This is a genomic window from Arthrobacter sp. AZCC_0090, assembly GCF_014207375.1.
In the GTDB taxonomy this organism is placed as follows: domain Bacteria; phylum Actinomycetota; class Actinomycetes; order Actinomycetales; family Micrococcaceae; genus Arthrobacter.
Genome location: NZ_JACHEE010000012.1, coordinates 47,111 through 63,047, shown reverse-complemented (window position 1 = coordinate 63,047; position 15,937 = coordinate 47,111). Strand labels below are relative to the sequence as shown.

13 protein-coding genes are annotated in these 15,937 nt (G+C 64.2%); 8 read left to right on the top strand and 5 right to left on the bottom strand.

All coding sequences use genetic code 11. From position 1 onward, the window contains the following. Positions 1-117: 117 nt before the first annotated feature. The 3 genes from HNP00_RS17795 to HNP00_RS17785 all read left to right on the top strand — a co-directional run bounded on the left by HNP00_RS17795 (position 118) and on the right by HNP00_RS17785 (position 4,664). Complete coding sequence (locus HNP00_RS17795; protein WP_184741057.1) at positions 118-2,274, top strand: amylo-alpha-1,6-glucosidase; 2,157 nt, start codon at positions 118-120, stop codon at positions 2,272-2,274. Positions 2,275-3,016: 742 nt separating this feature from the next. Then, entirely contained in the window at positions 3,017-3,724 is a 708-nt protein-coding gene (locus HNP00_RS17790; RefSeq protein WP_184741056.1) for a TetR/AcrR family transcriptional regulator, read from the top strand. A gap of 118 nt (positions 3,725-3,842) precedes the next feature. Beyond that, positions 3,843-4,664: a crotonase/enoyl-CoA hydratase family protein gene (locus HNP00_RS17785; protein WP_184741055.1), complete on the top strand. Its 822-nt coding sequence runs from the start codon at positions 3,843-3,845 to the stop codon at positions 4,662-4,664. Positions 4,665-4,737: 73 nt separating this feature from the next. On the opposite strand, the gene HNP00_RS17780 is transcribed toward HNP00_RS17785, so the two are convergent. Beyond that, positions 4,738-5,505, bottom strand: coding sequence for an SDR family NAD(P)-dependent oxidoreductase (locus tag HNP00_RS17780; RefSeq protein ID WP_184741054.1), 768 nt, complete (start codon positions 5,503-5,505; stop codon positions 4,738-4,740). A gap of 148 nt (positions 5,506-5,653) precedes the next feature. Here HNP00_RS17780 and HNP00_RS17775 point away from each other — a divergent pair, with 148 nt between their 5' ends. The 5 genes from HNP00_RS17775 to HNP00_RS17755 all read left to right on the top strand — a co-directional run bounded on the left by HNP00_RS17775 (position 5,654) and on the right by HNP00_RS17755 (position 10,587). Beyond that, a complete protein-coding gene (locus tag HNP00_RS17775; RefSeq protein WP_184741053.1) occupies positions 5,654-6,829 on the top strand; it encodes a thiolase family protein in 1,176 nt (391 codons plus the stop codon). Positions 6,830-6,831: 2 nt separating this feature from the next. Next, positions 6,832-7,728 (top strand): PaaI family thioesterase, encoded by an 897-nt coding sequence (locus tag HNP00_RS17770; protein ID WP_184741052.1) that lies wholly within the window; start codon positions 6,832-6,834, stop codon positions 7,726-7,728. Positions 7,729-7,798: 70 nt separating this feature from the next. Further along, positions 7,799-8,581 carry an electron transfer flavoprotein subunit beta/FixA family protein gene (locus HNP00_RS17765; protein ID WP_184741051.1) on the top strand — a complete coding sequence of 261 codons (783 nt, stop codon included), beginning with the start codon at positions 7,799-7,801 and terminating at the stop codon, positions 8,579-8,581. A gap of 13 nt (positions 8,582-8,594) precedes the next feature. Further along, on the top strand, positions 8,595-9,566 hold the full coding sequence (locus HNP00_RS17760) for an electron transfer flavoprotein subunit alpha/FixB family protein (RefSeq protein WP_184741050.1): 972 nt from the start codon (positions 8,595-8,597) through the stop codon (positions 9,564-9,566). Between the two features lie 73 nt (positions 9,567-9,639). After that, positions 9,640-10,587 carry a cytochrome b/b6 domain-containing protein gene (locus HNP00_RS17755; RefSeq protein WP_184741049.1) on the top strand — a complete coding sequence of 316 codons (948 nt, stop codon included), beginning with the start codon at positions 9,640-9,642 and terminating at the stop codon, positions 10,585-10,587. Between the two features lie 458 nt (positions 10,588-11,045). Here HNP00_RS17755 and HNP00_RS17750 read toward each other — a convergent pair whose 3' ends face one another. The 4 genes from HNP00_RS17750 to HNP00_RS17735 all read right to left on the bottom strand — a co-directional run bounded on the left by HNP00_RS17750 (position 11,046) and on the right by HNP00_RS17735 (position 15,902). Next, the gene (locus HNP00_RS17750) at positions 11,046-11,810 is read right to left on the bottom strand and encodes an SDR family NAD(P)-dependent oxidoreductase (protein ID WP_184741048.1); all 765 of its coding nucleotides are present in this window, start codon (positions 11,808-11,810) and stop codon (positions 11,046-11,048) included. A gap of 177 nt (positions 11,811-11,987) precedes the next feature. Further along, entirely contained in the window at positions 11,988-13,022 is a 1,035-nt protein-coding gene (locus HNP00_RS17745; RefSeq protein WP_311770610.1) for an NADPH:quinone oxidoreductase family protein, read from the bottom strand. A gap of 43 nt (positions 13,023-13,065) precedes the next feature. Further along, positions 13,066-14,286, bottom strand: a complete 1,221-nt coding sequence (locus tag HNP00_RS17740) for a CaiB/BaiF CoA-transferase family protein (RefSeq protein ID WP_184741047.1) — start codon at positions 14,284-14,286, stop codon at positions 13,066-13,068. Between the two features lie 146 nt (positions 14,287-14,432). Then, positions 14,433-15,902, bottom strand: coding sequence for an MFS transporter (locus tag HNP00_RS17735; RefSeq protein WP_184741046.1), 1,470 nt, complete (start codon positions 15,900-15,902; stop codon positions 14,433-14,435). Positions 15,903-15,937 lie beyond the last annotated feature (35 nt).

Genomic DNA, 15,937 nt, shown 5'->3' with positions numbered 1-15,937 from the left:
TTGGTGCACGGGCGTAGCGTCGGTTGGACAAATGAAGGCAGCGATCGATTGGTCGATTACGGACCGCGCGGTGCCGCCTGCCGAAGCCGTTGTAGTCAATCCTTTGAAGGAGCCGGGATGGCTGGATGGAATGCTGACACTGCTGCCGGGCCGCTGGGTGCCGGGACGGTCACCTTGGTGGAGGGCTCGTCCTTTTGCATCTCCTCGGCGAACGGCGATATCCATCCTGAACACCCGCACGGGGTTTTCTTCGAGGACACCCGCATCCTGTCCCGCTGGAATCTGACCGTTAATGGTGAGCCCCTGGAGCCGCTGGCCGCCAAGACGACGGAGCCGTATCGTGCCCTCTTTGTCGGCCGCGTACCCCGCTCGGACGGGTACGCGGACAGCCCGCTGATCGTCGAACGCCTCCGCGAGGTAGGTGCCGGAATCCTGGAGCAGATCACCGTATGGAACTACTCACCGGCCCCTGCCGAGTGCCTGGTTTCCCTTAAGGCCGAGGTGGACTTCGCGGACCTCTTCGAGGTGAAGGAGGCACGGATTCAGCGGCGCTGGGACAAGTCCCTCGAAGCGGATGGCGAATCGCTGACGATCCGGGCCGCCTGGCAGGATGTCCGGAAGGGCGTCGTCGTTTCGGCCGGCGGCGCCGACGTCGCGCCGGAGGCCTTGACGTACCGTGCCGTTGTCCCGCCGCACGGACAATGGAGCGCCACCGTGAGTGTGGCGCCTACGGTCGAGGGATCCGGCGCGGTGGCGCAGTTTGTTCGTCCCAACGAGAGCGAGACATCTCCGCGCGACCTGCGCCGGCAGGCGTGGGTGTCCAAGATCCCGGTCCTGCAGATGGGCAACCGCTCCATCGAACGGACCCTTCTGCGCAGCTACGACGATCTGGGCGCTCTTCGCATCGAGGATCCTGACCACCCGGACCGGATCGTGGTGGCCGCCGGCGCGCCATGGTTCATGGCGCTTTTCGGCCGGGACTCGCTGTGGGCGTCCCTCATGGCGCTACCGGTAGATCCGTCCCTGGCCCTTGGGACCATTCAGACTCTCGCCGACCGCCAAGGCAGCGTGGTGAATCCGATGAACGAGGAGGAGCCGGGCAAGATTCTGCACGAAGTCAGGCTCGATGTCTCCAGCGCGCTGGCGCTGGGAGGCAAGTCCGCCTACTACGGAAGCGTCGACGCCACGCCGCTGTTCGTGGCGCTGCTCGGCGAAGTCAGCCGCTGGGGATTCGCCCCAGAAACCATCGCCGCCCTGATGCCCCATGTGGACCGGGCGCTGGACTGGATACAGAACTACGGCGACAAGGACGGGGACGGGTTCGTCGAGTATGAACGTCTCAACGACCAGGGCCTGATCAACCAGGGCTGGAAGGACTCTTGGGACGGTATCAATTTCGCCGACGGCAGGAGGGCCGAGCCGCCGATCGCTCTGTGCGAGGTGCAGGCCTACGTCTACGGCGCGTACCTGGGTCGCTCCTGGCTGGCCTACAACGCCGGGGACGTGGACTTGGCCGTCACGTACCGGGACCGCGCCGTACGGCTGAAGAGGCAGTTCAACGAACAGTTCTGGCTGCCTGAGCACGGCTACTACGCTATCGCGCTGGACCGCGACAAGCGGCCGGTTGATGCATGCGCTTCCAACATGGGCCACTGCCTGTTGTTCGGCCTCATCGATGAGGACAAGGCCCCGCTGGTAGTCGAACGGCTGATGTCCCCGGAGATGTTCAGCGGGTGGGGCGTGCGGACCCTGGCAAGCAACATGGGCGCCTACAACCCCGCGAGCTACCACAACGGGTCTGTCTGGCCCCACGACAATGCGATTATCCAGGCTGGCTTGCTGCGCTACGGCTTCGTGGAGGAGGCGCAGCGGATCTCCACGGCTCTGTTGGAGGCGGCCGAGTACTCGGAGGGGCGGCTGCCCGAACTGTTCTGCGGCTTTAGCCGCGAGCACTTTGACGAACCCGTGCCCTACCCCACGGCGTGCTCGCCCCAGGCCTGGGCCGCTACCACTCCCATCATGCTAGTCAAGAGCCTGATGGGCTACTATCCGGATGTTGCCCTCGGCGGCCTCTGGATGAATCCCGTGCTCCCGGAATCCTACGGCGATCTGCACGTCACCAACGCCCCCATGGCGGAGGGCCGGATCACCATCGACATCTCCGGTTCCACCGTGTCCGTCCAGGGGCTGCCCGAGGGCATGCTGTTCCACCACGGGTCCCGCCCGTGGGCGGTTGACCTCGTGGAACAGGCCAGAAGGCACGGAAAGCCCTAGCCGGATCGTCAGTCCGATTGTCTCCGGCCGCCGCATGGGGGGTGCCTTCGTGTGACGAGGCTGGCCAGTTCATCTCGACTGCGGACGACCTGCATCGTCGCGCCTGCCCGTTTCACCAACAATTTTAACGGCCCTATTCCAGCTGACCGGCGGCCACCGAGGCGCGACACCGATTGTGGAACTTGCAAATGGTGGATGGTCCAGGTGTCAGAGCGTGGCGCGATGTTGTAGACCAGTTCCACCCATTTCGGACAGGAAGCCTCCGTCGGCACCGTTGGCTGTGAGCCCCTCCCCTGCATTTCACCCCGACCCCATCGTCCTGGCTGAACCTGGTGGAACGCTGGTTCAGGGGCCTGAGGCGAGAATCCAATGGTGTGTCCCCCAGCGCCGGACGGGCGTGATCACCGGCGAAGTCGGCGCCGGGAAGACCGTGGCCGTGCGCGCCGGCCCAGTCCAGCTCGAGGCCTCCCGACACCCAATCATCTGCATCGCAGACCCCACGATCGGCAGGTGCGGGCTCCAGTCCCAGATCGTGACAGCCTCGGGAGGACAGCCGGCGTTCCACTTCAGGGTCCTGGCGCACCAGGCCGCTTCACTGCTCTCCGGGGAACTGGGGTCAAGGCCTCCCCCGGCTCGTTACAGTAATGCTTACGGGTTGTTGTTAGACTGGCTAGAAATAAGGTTCTGCGCGCACATACGGGGCGGCCCCATGCGGGGCTGTTGCAAGATTCAGGAGTTAAACATGAGCCAAAGCACGGTGAAGACAGGTGTCCGTCAGCGGCGCGAACGCGGATCGATCACCCCTGAGGAGATCATCAAGGGTGCCTTTGCCGTGGCCGACCGCGACTCGCTCGACAACCTCAGCATGCCGGAACTCGCGCGCCACCTCGGCGTGGGCGTAACCAGCGTCTACTGGTACTTCCGCAAGAAGGACGATCTGATCCAAACCATGAGCGACCAGGCCATCCAAACAGTGCACAGCCAATTGCCGCAGCCCGGGGACCCCGCTCAATGGCGGGCTTTTCTTGCAGGTTACTGCCGCAAGATGCGGGAAGTCTACCTGGCGAACGATACGATTTCCGACTTGGTGCTTGTCCGGACGCGCTCGTACTCACTCCCGGCAACCCACCTGACGTACCAGGCGGTCGAGGCCGCTCTCGAGATGCTCGTCAGGGCAGGATTCACGCCACTCACGGCATGGAACCTCTATAGCGCCCTCTCGATTTACACCCGGGGAATAATCATCTCCGAACGGATCCAGCGCATGAACAATGCACCCTCGCTGGACGACCGGCAGATCAAGCTCCTTGAACCTGAAAGGATGCCGCTGCTGACCACGCTGGTCGAACAGGAATCCATATCCCTGTCCATGGTCGGCGACGACAACTTCGAATACGGGCTTGAGGCCATGCTGGAGACGTTCGAGCGGCAGCTTCAGGCCGAGAAGTAGGAGTCCGTCACACGGACCGTCCGCTCAGGGCATTGAAACTACTTTTGTAGGGCATACTGTAAGGCTTTCGATTATGATGAGGAGACCATCCCAGTTAGACCTATCAGTAGGAGCGGATATGACCAGTACCGGAACGGCTGAAACCGTCGAGACCTTGCAGGACGTCCTCGTCGAACGAGTCGGCCAGGTCAGCCTGATCACCATTAACCGGCCCGATGCCCGCAATGCCGTCAACCAGGCGGTCTGCATCGGCGTCGGCGAGGCCTTGGAGGCAGCGGAGCAGGACCCGGACATTCGAGCCATCGTCATCACCGGCGCCGGCGACAAAGCCTTCTGCGCGGGGGCTGACCTGAAAGCGATTACCCGCGGCGAGGCAATTCTCCCCCCGGGCCGGGAACACTGGGGACTTGCCGGCTTCGTGAACCATCCGGTCAGCAAACCCACCATTGCGGCCGTCAATGGGGCCGCACTGGGCGGCGGAACGGAAATCGTCCTCGCTGCTGATCTGGTAGTCGCCGCCGATACCGCTTCCTTCGGACTCCCCGAAGCAAAACGCGGCCTGGTGGCCGGTGCCGGCGGCGCGTTCCGCCTGCCGCGCCGGATCCCGCCACTGGTGGCCATGGAACTCTTACTGACCGGTGACCCGATCGACGCCAAGACAGCACTTGAGCTGCATTTAGTGAACAAGGTGGTGCCAGCGGCAGATGTAGTGGCCGTTGCCTTGGCCCTTGCCCAGACCATTGCGGCGAATGCCCCCCTGTCGGTTCGGGCCCATAAGCGGATCGCGCTGGGGCTCGACGAAAACAGCCTGAGTACTGCCGACGCCACCGGGTGGGCCATGACCTCCGAGGAAATCGCCCGCACCTCGGGCTCCGAGGACGCCAAAGAAGGTCCACGTGCCTTCGCCGAAAAGCGCGCCCCCCAGTGGACTGGCCGCTGAACAAAAAATTCGTGCTGCCCGCCGAAGCCGGAACGGCTTCGGCGGGCAGCACGAACCCGTGGCACCCGGACTGCTAGATATTGAAGCGCAGACCGGCATCAATACGGATGACTTCACCGTTGAGGTAGTCGTTCTCCGCGATGTTTAGGGCCAGCTGGGCGTATTCGTCCGCCCGGCCCAGCCGCTTGGGGTTCGGAATACCTGTGGCAAAGCGTGCGTGCGCATCCTCCTCGGACATTCTGTAAGCGGGCGTGAAGAATGTTCCGGGAGCAATGCACATGACACGTACACCGATCGGCGCCAGGTCCCGGGCCGCGGTCAGGTTCAAGCCGATGACCCCGCCCTTGGCGGCGGAGTAATCGCTCTGGCCCACCTGTCCCTCGTATCCGGCAATCGACGCCGTCGAGATAATCACGCCGCGCTGGTTCGATTCGAGGGGATCATTCTTCGCCATTTCGGCTGCAGCCTGGCTCAAGACGTTGAACGTACCGGTCAGGAAGATCTCCACTGTCCGCCTGAAAGTATCCAGTGAATAGGTCTTTCCTTCCCGGTTGACAATCCGCGCACCTGCCGCGGGCCCGCCATGGACAATCACCGTTGTCCGCAGCGGCCCCAGCTCGCGCGCAGCCTGGATCGCTGCGGCGACAGACTCCTCATTGCAGACGTCGGTTTTGATGTAGGTGACTTTGTCGCCGAGCGCCTTCGCCAGTGCCTGTCCCTTCTCGTCAGCAAGATCGGCAATGACGACCTTGACTCCTCTTTCGACCAAGCGCCGCACCGTTGCTTCGCCAAATCCTCCAGCGCCGCCGGTAACGAGGGCCGAACTTCCGGTCAGATCCATAGTCTCTCCTTAAACTTGGTGTGTGCAATTCCTACCATATAGCCTACTGTTGGGTTTACGGTATAGAATTCAAGCGATCCATCGAGAACACAGTGCAGCGTCACGGGAATCAACCGGCGTTGGCCCGATCCAGGAAGAGTGAACAGACATGAGCAACCCGGTCATCGTCGGAGCGGCGCGCACCGCTGTCGGCACCGCAAACAAAGGTACCCTTGCCAACACTCCCGCGGAGGAACTAGCCGTCTCGGTCCTTAAGGAGACGGTCCACCGGTCCGGCCTGGACCCGCAGCGATTCGATGATGTCATCTTCGCCGAATCCATGTACGGCGGGGGCGTCCTGGCCCGGCACGCCGCCGTCGCGGCAAACATGTTGTCGGTACCCGGCCAGGCCCTAAACCGCCACTGCGCCGGCAGCCTCACCGCCATCGGCGCGGCCGCGGCGTCGATCAAATCCGGAATGGAGAACGCAATAATCGCCGGTGGCGTGCAGTCGAGCTCCTTGAGCCCGAAGCTGCGCCAGCGGGTGCCGGGGACGACCAACCACTTCCAGGATCCGTGGATGCCTGTAACGCACCCCTTCCGGGAAAATGCTCCAGCTGACGACATGTCCATCTCGGTGGGATGGAACACGGCTCAGCACGTCGGCCTCAGCCGCAGCCAGATGGATGAATGGGCCTTCCGCTCGCACCAGCGCGCCATCGAAGCCATCGACGCCGGATACTTCGAGGACGAGATCTTCGCTATCACCGTCAAGAACGGGCGGGGCGAACTGGTCCAGTTTTCGGTGGATGAGCATCCCCGCCGTGGGTCCTCGCTGGAGAAGCTCGCCTCTCTCCGGCCCATCCATCCGGAAATCGAGGGCTTCTCCATTACCGCCGGCAACGCCAGCGGCGTGAATGACGCCGCTGCCGCGGTGGCCGTGACCAGTGCGGAACTAGCCAGGGACGAAGGGCTCACACCCCTGGCGACCATCCGGGCCTGGACCGCGGTGGGCGTCGACCCGGCACTCATGGGCATGGGTGGCGTCCTCGCCATTCCCCGCGTCCTGGCCAAGGCGGGGCTCGAAGTCAAAGACGTTGACGTCTGGGAAATCAACGAGGCCTTCGCTGCAGTTCCGTTGGCGGCCTGCAAGGAACTCGGCATCGACGACGCAATTGTCAACATCCACGGCAGCGGATGCTCCATCGGCCATCCCGTAGCGGCCTCGGGAGCACGCATGGTCAATACGCTGATCCGCGATCTGCAGCGGCGCGGCGGCGGCATCGCCGTTGCTTCGATGTGCGCCGGTGGCGGCATGGGCGGCGCCCTGGTCATTGAGGTCTGAAGATGTCCATCGTAGCGTCAGACGTCCCAGGTACGACCGAGACCAGCGGGCCATTCCCGGAGCGTCTGGCCGGACACTCCCCGCTGTCCCTGTTCGGAATCACCCGCACCTCAGCCGACGGGCAGTTCGGCACTGGCATGAATCCAGGCCCGTGGATGACGGATGGTAGCGGAAATCTGCGCCCGGGATCGCTGGCTGTCCTGTTGGACCTGGAGCTCAGCTCGCCCCTGTTCTCAGGCCGGCCCTCGCCCCGGGCCGGACTCGCGACCTCTGAACTGTCCATTGACTTCGTTGCGGACGCCGCACTGCTGGGGGGTCACTTGACTGCCAAGGCGTCGCTAGTCCATAAGGATGAGGACGGTGGACTAGTCCGGGGGCAGGTCACCAACGACGGCGGGATCGTAGCTATTGCCACACTGGCGGGCCGGTATCTGAAGATGCCTGAGGATTACCGCGGTGCAGTCGACCTCAATCCTGGTACACCGGATCCCAGCCTGACGATGCGGCAGGTCTTTACCGATCTGCCGCAGATAACGGCGGAGGGGTCGGCCCTGAGCTTGCTGTCGTCCCCGTGGCTGGCAAATCCCCGAGGGGTCATGCACGGCGGCATCCTGGCGGTCCTTGCAGAGTACGTTGCCTCAAGCGCGCTCGACGGCGGCGGCGGCGCGTGGCAACCGTCATCGCTTCGGATCAACTACCTTCGGCCCTCGCCACTCGGCGAGGTCCTGTCGGTACGCGCAGCGCGCATCCAGCAGGGGCGCAAGCTGGCCCTCGTGAAGGTTGAGACGCTCAGGCCGGATGGCAAACACATCACCTCAGCGCAAGTATCCTTCACCAGGAAACCGGCGTCCGCCGATTCGCCGGGGCGGTGTCGGAATTGCAATCCCGGAATTGCATGAGGCAATCGGCCTCCCCCAGCATGACCCCCATTCCATCTTCGGAAATAGACATGACCAAAGGAGCGGTTCAATGAAGATCATCGTGCTTGTGAAGCAGGTGCCTGATACCTACGGAGAAAGGAAGCTCGACCCGAGCACCGGCCTGCTCGATCGTGAGGCGAGCGATACCATCGTCGACGAAATCAACGAGCGCGCCCTGGAAGTAGCCCTGCGCTACAAGGACAAGAACAAGGGCACGGAAGTTGTTGCTCTCTCCATGGGTCCCGCGTCCGCGACGGCAGCCCTGCGCAAGGCCCTGTCCATGGGCGCGGACTCAGCGGTCCACGTGCTCGACGACGGGTTGTCCGGATCCGATCTAGGGTGGACATCTACCGCGCTCGCCGCGGCCGTGGCCCAGACCGGCTATGACCTGATCATTGCGGGCAACGAGTCCACCGACGGCCGCGGGGGCGTGGTTCCGGTGATGTTGGCCGAGCACTTGAACCTGCCGCACCTCAGCTTCCTCGATTCCGTTGGTTTCAACGAGGACGTCGTCAGCGGAGAACGCGGCACCGAAAGCGGCAGCCTGGCTGCGCATGCTCCGCTCCCCGCGGTCGTCTCTGTCACCGAACGCGCTGCGGAAGCCCGCTTCCCGAACTTCAAGGGAATGATGACTGCCAAGCGCAAGCCGCTTGCCGTCCTGACACTCAGCGATCTCGGCCTCGACCCGGCCCAGGCGTTCGCCGGAGTCGGGCGTTCAGTTATCAAAACCACCATCGAACGCCCGGCACGCACCGCCGGCAGGAAGATCATCGACGAGGGGAACGCGGGCGTCGAGCTCGCGGAGTTCCTCGCCGCTGGCCGCCTGATCTAAGGGAGGAACCAACATGTCGAACATCCTTGCATTCATCGAGGTCTCGAACACCGGCCAGATCCGGAAGAGCGCACGCTCCCTGCTTACCGCGGCCGCCGCGCTCGGCACGCCGGTGGCAGTCGTGGCCACCGCACCCGGCACCGGCGGCTCACTCGTCGACGAGCTCGGCGCCCTGGGCGCCGAACAGGTCTACCTCGCCGAAAGCGACCAGCTCGGCACCTTGCTGGTCGCCGCACAGCTTGAGGCGCTCACCGCAGCCGCCGCCGAGCTGGCACCGGCCGGGATACTGCTCTCAAATTCGATTGAAGGCCGCGACATCGCCGGTCGCCTGGCCGTACGGCTGGGCGCCGGACTCGTCGTCGACGCCGTCGACGTTCGGCTGGAGGGCGGACAGATCCTCGCCACTCAATCAGTCTTCGGCGGCGCATACACGGTGGAGTCGGCCGTCGACGGCGGCCCGGCGATCGTGACGGTCCGCCAGGGTGCAATAGAGGGACAAGCCCCCGCCGCCACGCCCACCGTGACCGCAGCATCCGTGGCAACCAACGCCGCCCACTCCGCGGTGATCGACGCCGTGAACGACGCGACCACCACCTCGACCCGCCCGGAACTGCGGGATGCCCCGAAGATTGTCTCCGGTGGCCGCGGCCTGGGTTCGAAGGAGAAGTTTGTGCTCGTCGAACAGCTCGCCGACGCGCTCGGTGCAGCGGTGGGTGCCTCCCGTGCCGCCGTCGACTCTGGTTTCATCCCGCAGACATCCCAGGTCGGCCAGACCGGCGTGACAGTGTCCCCGCAGCTGTATGTAGCTCTCGGGATTTCCGGTGCCATCCAGCACCGGGCTGGCATGCAGACCGCGAAGACGATCGTCGCAATCAACAAGGATGCCGACGCCCCGATCTTTGAGATCGCGGACTTCGGCGTCGTGGGTGACGTTTTCACCGTTGTGCCGCAGCTCATCGAAGCGATGGCAGCACGCGCCAACTAAGTCCGATTCCCGGCCGGACCATGCCCGGCAGGGATAGCGCCTCACCGGCCACCCATCATCTAGTGGAGATAAAATGCAGTCACCAACGTCCACAGCGACAAAACCGACAGCACCCGCCAAAAACAGGTGGTTCAAACTCGTATGGATCGTGCCAGCCGTTCTCGTGCTGCTCATCGCCCTGGTCCTCGCGGCCCGCTGGCTCCGTGAAGTGCCGTCCGTGCAGTCGTTCCTGACTGACTACCCGGGAGGGTCGCACCTCCCGGCAGCCGCGCCGGTTGGGTTCCCCGCATGGCTGGCCTGGCAGCACTTCCTGAATTCGTTCCTGATCCTGCTGATCATCCGCTCCGGATGGCTGGTCCGCACCAGGACCAAGGCACCCGCGCAATGGACGCGAAACAACCAGGGCCTGATCAAAACCAAGGGCAGACCGACCAAGATCAGCCTGGACCTCTGGTTCCACTTGAGCCTGGACGCGCTCTGGGTGCTCAACGGCATCGTCTTCTTCATCCTGATCTTCGCGACCGGGCAGTGGATGAGGCTCGTCCCGACCAGCTGGGATGTCTTCCCCAACGCCCTCTCCGCCGCGCTCCAGTACGCATCGCTGAACTGGCCGGTCGAGAACGGCTGGGTCAATTACAACGGCCTCCAGCTGCTCGCCTACTTCACCACGGTCTTCATCGCGGCCCCACTGGCCCTGATCACCGGCCTGCGTATGTCCGGGGCCTGGCCGAAGAACGCCGAGAAGCTGAACAAGACCTACCCGATCGAGGTGGCCCGCGCCGTCCATCTGCCGGTCATGCTCTACTTCGTCGCCTTCATCCTGGTCCATGTCACCCTGGTGATGGCCACCGGGGCACTTCGGAACCTGAACCACATGTACGGGGTGCAGGACGGGGACAGCTGGGTGGGCTTCTGGTTCTTCGCCGGCTCACTGGTCGTCATGGTCGTCGCCTGGGTGCTGGCCCGGCCGCTCTTCCTTCGCCCGGTCGCAGCCCTCACCGGATCAGTGACCAAGAACTGACTTACGAACTTAACCCAGACCAAGCCGCTGTCCTGGCGGTTGCCACCGCCGGCAACCGCCAGAACAGTCTCAATATGAAACACCCTCATTCGAGATTTGCGGCCTGGAAGGGGCGCCATCGGCGCTGTCACCCGCTCATGCGCGGACACGAGGTCGCCGGGAACATCGCAAGGTCGGCTCCGCCGTCACCAAGCAATGCACCTGGCGGCGTGCCGTGAACGCCCACGGTCACTTCCAAACCCAGCAGGCCGTACTCAAATGCGTCTACCTGGCGCTCATGGGCCTGGAATGCACCAGGACAGCGGGCAGGCGCCGCTGAAAAGCATTCGAAAATCACCTTTGGCGGACGCCTGTCCACCAGCCGGAAATGAAATCAAAAAAGTGGCACCCATATTGACGGAGCCACGACACCCCTCCTCGGAGGCACCTTGGTGCGTCAGCATAGAAGCGATTGGGGGTCAGCGCACCATGAGTGTGCCGCCGTCGATGGAGATCACCTGGCCGGTGACGAAACCGGCGCCCTCGGAAGCGTAGAAGGCCATGACGGGAACGAAGTCGCTGGTGACGTCGCCGAGCCGGCCACCTAGCGGGATGGCTCTGGAGAGCTGCTCGTCGTGCGCGGCAAGCAGCTCGGGCGTCATTTCGGAGCGGGTCTTGTCGTACATCGGGGTCCAGATGGCGGGGGCGATCATATTGACCGATATGCCATAGCGCGCCCATTCACCGGCGAGGGTACGGCTGAATGCCACCACGGCTCCCTTGCTGGCGGCGTAGGCTGCTTTGTTCCGAAGCCCGGTGATGCCGGCGGCGGAGGCAAAGTTGATGATGGAGCCTCCATTGTCCTTCAACGCACGGAATGCGGCCTGGTTGGTCAGGAGGGTTCCCAACGAGTTGACCGACAGTACCCGGGTCCATAGATCGACGCCGGTGTCTTCGGCCGGGGACGAGGGGGCGATGCCGGCGGCGTGGACCAAGACGTCGAGCCCGCCGAGTTCCTCGACAGCGGCGTCAAAGGCCGCGTCGACGGATTGCTTGCTGGAGACGTCCACCTTGATGAACCGGGCGCCGGCTTCCGCTGCGATCCGGGTTCCGGATTCCTCGGTGAGGTCAAGGGAGACGACCTTCCCGCCGAGCGCAGGGAATGCCCGGACGAGTGCTTCGCCCATGCCGCTAGCGCCCCCGGTAATGATGATGCGACGGCCGTCGAGACGTGTGGTGCTCATTTCTGTTCCTTCTTTCTGCGCACTTCCAGCGCATGCATAGTAGTCATTGCCCTTGATGGTTGGGGGTGTGCCCTGACGGGTGCCTCCCGAAAGGAGCGCCCGTGCTGAACACCGCCGACTGGCATTGAGGTATTCCGCCGGGTCACGGCCCTGTGAGTCGCAGCGGTGCTCGGCAGTTCATCGCGCGCTCGCTGAGTGCTGCTCGGGCACCACATCGATAATCGTCTTGCCAACTGACATCCGGTTTTCCAGATTCCGCAAGGCCTCGCCCGTCCGGGAGAGCGGGAAACGCCGGTGGATCAGCGGGCGGATCCGCCCGGCATTCCAGAGGGCAGTGAGTTCCGTGCGGTCCCGCGCCGCGGAGACCGGGTCATGGGCGGCGAAGGTGCGCATTTCCATCCCCTTCACTTCGGCGCCTTTGAGAAGCACAAGGTTCAATGGAATCCGTGGGATCTCACCGCTGGCGTAGCCCAGGGTGATGAAACGGCCGCCCCAGGCCAATTCCCGCAACGCGGACTCAGCATGAGGCCCGCCGACAGGGTCGAGGACGACGTCGACCCTTCCCAGTCCGATCGCCTCACGCACCTTCTCGCGCAGATCGTCTTCCTGGTAGTTCACTGTGGCGGTAGCCCCCTTCAGGCGGGCCGCCTCCAGTTTGTCCTGCGATGACGCCGCAGCTATGACCGTGCCGCCGAGCAACGTGGCAATCTCCACCGCGGCAAGCCCCAGGCCGCCGCCCGCGCCGAGCACCAGAACGTTGTCACCCGGAGAGATGTTCGCTACCGAACGGCAGGCGTGATAGGCGCCGAGGTGGCAAACCCAGGTTCCCGCCGCCTCGGCGAAGCTCACTTCTTCGGGAATCGGGACAGTGCTGGCCGCGGCCACGGTGACATACTCGGCAAATGCTTGCGCGCCCAGTACCGCCACGCGGTCTCCCTCGCTGACGTCCTCGACTCCGCTTCCGAGTGCGACAACGATACCGGCCGCCTCATGTCCGGGGATAAACGGGAGCGGCTGCTGCACCTGGTACTGCCCGGCAATCGTGAGGACATCCGGAAAATTCACCGCGGCGGCGTGGATGGCCACCAGCACCTCGCCGGGGCCCGGCTTCGGGATCGCGATCGAATCGATACTGATGGTATCCGGGCCCCCGTACCTGTGGACGCGTGCCGCGGCCATCAGGGTCGGGGAAGGGTGGAAGCTTGTGGCCACTTCAGGGCTCCTCGAGGTCGTGTCGGGCAGTAAAGGACGCCGATCAGAGAACGGCGCCGGCATCTTTCATGTGGCCGATGTCGGTCCAGCTCAGGCCCAGCTCGAGCAGGAGCTCCTCGGTGTGCTCACCGTGTTCGGGGGCACGTCCGATGGCCGCCGTCGACTCGTTGAACTGGATGGGCGGGGCGATCAGTCGGTATTCCTCGCCCGCTGCGTCGGACGTCGATGGCAGATAACCATTGGCTGCTGCCTGCGGATCGGTGAGGACAGCCTGGGGTGAGGCGATGACGGACCACACACCCGGTTCGTCGCGGAGTGCCTGAATCCAGTGCTCCAGATCCTCAGCGGCGAAGGTCTCGCGCAGCAGCTTGACCGCTTCCTCGGCGTGGGCCACCAGGTGCTGGGCCGGGGTGAAGCGGTGATCGTCGGCCAGCTCGGGCCGGCCGATCCGGACGCAGAAACCTGCCCAGAACTTGTCCGGCTGCAGGAAGACCAGCTGGACCCAGCGTCCGTCCTTGGTCTTATACGCGTTGACCACCGGATTCATCGCCGAACCCGGAGGTGCCTTGGGGATCATGTCGATGCCGAAGAAATCGGCCGCGACAATATCCGGGGCCATGGTCCACATGCCTTGCGCCATCAGCGACACATCCACGGTGGCTGCCTGGCCCGTGCGTTCGCGGTTGTACAGGGCGCCGAGCACGCCGCCGGCGAGCGTCAGGCCGCTGGGCAGATCCCCGAAGGCCGGCCCCTGATTCAGCGGGAAACCGCTGTCGGAGGGAGTCAGCGCATAGGACACACCGCTGCGGGCCGTGAAGCTGGAGGAGTCGTAACCACCTTGGTTGCGGTCCGGCCCACGGGTGCCCTGGCCGGTGCCGCGGGCCACGATGATGTTGGGGTTGATTGCCCGGACCTGGTCCAGGCTCAGTTTTGCCCGTTCCAACGGACCCGGCAGCCAGTTCGTCAAGAAAACATCCGCGGACTTCAGCAGTTTGGCCAGGACCTCATAACCGGCTTCGGACTTCAGGTCCAAGCCGATGCTCCGCTTGCCGCGGTTGCCGATCTCCAGCATGTAGTTGGCGTCGACCCTGGACTTGTCCCGGGTCAGGCCGGAGATCACCAAGGCCCGTCCGGGATCCCCGGCCCGGGTGTCCTCCACCTTGACGACATCCGCACCCCAGTCCGCCAGGGCCGCCCCTGCCGCCGGAACGAACGCCCAGGACGCCAGTTCAACGACTCTGACACCATCCAAAATTCCTGCCATACCAACCTCCAACCTTCAGCTCCGTACGGGAGCGCCACCAGGACCTACCAATATCGTCATCCTTGCCGTGCCGGCGCTGCGGCCCACGGCGTGCTTGCTGTTTGTCGGCCGGGTCCGGGCCGCCAGCCCGGACCCGGCCGCCAAACTCAGTTCTTGGTCGCGTAGCCCAGATCCGGCTCGTTGACGGTGTCCCCGGGAAGCATCGTCTGCGCCGTGCCGAAGCGCTTGCTGAACGGCAGGAGGATGGCGACAGCCAGACTGAGCGCCCCGCAGATGCCCCAGATCACGTAGAACGACTCCAGGCTCGCGATCTTGGTGCCGGAGACGAACATGGCCCCCATGATCCCGGCGAACACGGCTCCGCCGACGGCCCCCGCCAGCGTTCTGGTCGTGTTGTACATCGCCCCGGCGATGCCCGAGGCACTCATAGGCGCGAGCTGAACCACGATAGCGGGCAGCACCGCAGTGAAAACACCCACCCCCAGTCCGCCAAGGCCCTGCACCGCGATAAACATCGGCAGGTTGGTGGAGAACGCGATGAGCAGGGCGAATTTGAGCACCACCAACACATTCGAGCTGATGAGGGTTGTCAGCTGGCCGAACCGGCGCACCAGATGATAGCCAATGAACGAGCCGACCATCGACATGAGCACCCACGGCACGATCGTGAGCGAGACACCGAGGGAGTCAAGGCCGAAGCCGTACCCCACCTTCCCAGGCTTGGACGCCGCGAACAGTGAGGCGATCGGTCCGGACCCGAGCTGCTGGGCGCCGAACAGAAGCATCAGGATCAGGAAATAGCCGACCCCGCCGCGCGTGACCAGACTGATATCGATCAGCGGCAGACTGACCTCCTTCTCGACCCGGACGAAGACGATAAGGGCACCGATTCCGACAATGAACATGCCCAGGATGGCCGGTGAGAGCCAGCCCCATGAGTTGCCGTTCATGATGGCGTAGAGCGTGAGCGCGAGGCCGAGCGCCAGCAGGGCGGCGCCCTTCCAGTCCACGCGGCCCTCGCCGCGGACCGTCGTCTCCGGGACCGTGAAGATAATGAGTACCAGCGAGATAAACACGACAACGCCCGGGGCCAGCAGCACCCAGGTCAGGTCCAGGAAGGTGCCCATATACCCGGAGGCCAGAATACCGGCCACCCCGCCGGCACCCAGGCACCCTACGAGCAGTCCTATCCCCTTGGAGGCATGTTTCCCGGCCCGGTCCCGGACAATGGCCATCTCCAGCGGCAGCAGCGCCCCTACGGCCCCCTGGACCAGCATGCCGGCGATGAAGACTGGGAAGCTGGTGGCGAACGCCGCGATGACTGCACCGACCGTCACGATGGCCAACGAAATCATCACCATCCGCTTGTGCCCGTAGAGATCGCCGAGCTTGGCCAGCACAGGGATGAGGATGACCGAGGAGAGCAGATAGCTCGCACTGATCCAGTTCAGCTGGGCCGCGTCTGCATGAAGCCGGACCCCCAACTGGCTCAGCAGCGGCCCGTACACGGACTGCATATAGGCACTGCCGAACTCCGAGAACGCCAGGCCTCCCACCAGCGCCACGAGCCCGGTGCCGGCTCTCCCGGTATTTTTCTTGCTACGTTGAAGACTCATTGCATATCCGTTCGAGGAGAGCCGGCGAAAGCGGC

Coding starts and splice junctions, on each gene's coding strand:
- HNP00_RS17765 (WP_184741051.1), top strand. CDS start 7,799: ATGAAGATCATCGTGCTTGTGAAGCAGGTGCCTGATACCTACGGAGAA.
- HNP00_RS17785 (WP_184741055.1), top strand. CDS start 3,843: ATGACCAGTACCGGAACGGCTGAAACCGTCGAGACCTTGCAGGACGTC.
- HNP00_RS17740 (WP_184741047.1), bottom strand. CDS start 14,286: ATGGCAGGAATTTTGGATGGTGTCAGAGTCGTTGAACTGGCGTCCTGG.
- HNP00_RS17770 (WP_184741052.1), top strand. CDS start 6,832: ATGTCCATCGTAGCGTCAGACGTCCCAGGTACGACCGAGACCAGCGGG.
- HNP00_RS17795 (WP_184741057.1), top strand. CDS start 118: ATGGCTGGATGGAATGCTGACACTGCTGCCGGGCCGCTGGGTGCCGGG.
- HNP00_RS17755 (WP_184741049.1), top strand. CDS start 9,640: ATGCAGTCACCAACGTCCACAGCGACAAAACCGACAGCACCCGCCAAA.
- HNP00_RS17780 (WP_184741054.1), bottom strand. CDS start 5,505: ATGGATCTGACCGGAAGTTCGGCCCTCGTTACCGGCGGCGCTGGAGGA.
- HNP00_RS17750 (WP_184741048.1), bottom strand. CDS start 11,810: ATGAGCACCACACGTCTCGACGGCCGTCGCATCATCATTACCGGGGGC.
- HNP00_RS17760 (WP_184741050.1), top strand. CDS start 8,595: ATGTCGAACATCCTTGCATTCATCGAGGTCTCGAACACCGGCCAGATC.
- HNP00_RS17790 (WP_184741056.1), top strand. CDS start 3,017: ATGAGCCAAAGCACGGTGAAGACAGGTGTCCGTCAGCGGCGCGAACGC.
- HNP00_RS17775 (WP_184741053.1), top strand. CDS start 5,654: ATGAGCAACCCGGTCATCGTCGGAGCGGCGCGCACCGCTGTCGGCACC.
- HNP00_RS17735 (WP_184741046.1), bottom strand. CDS start 15,902: ATGAGTCTTCAACGTAGCAAGAAAAATACCGGGAGAGCCGGCACCGGG.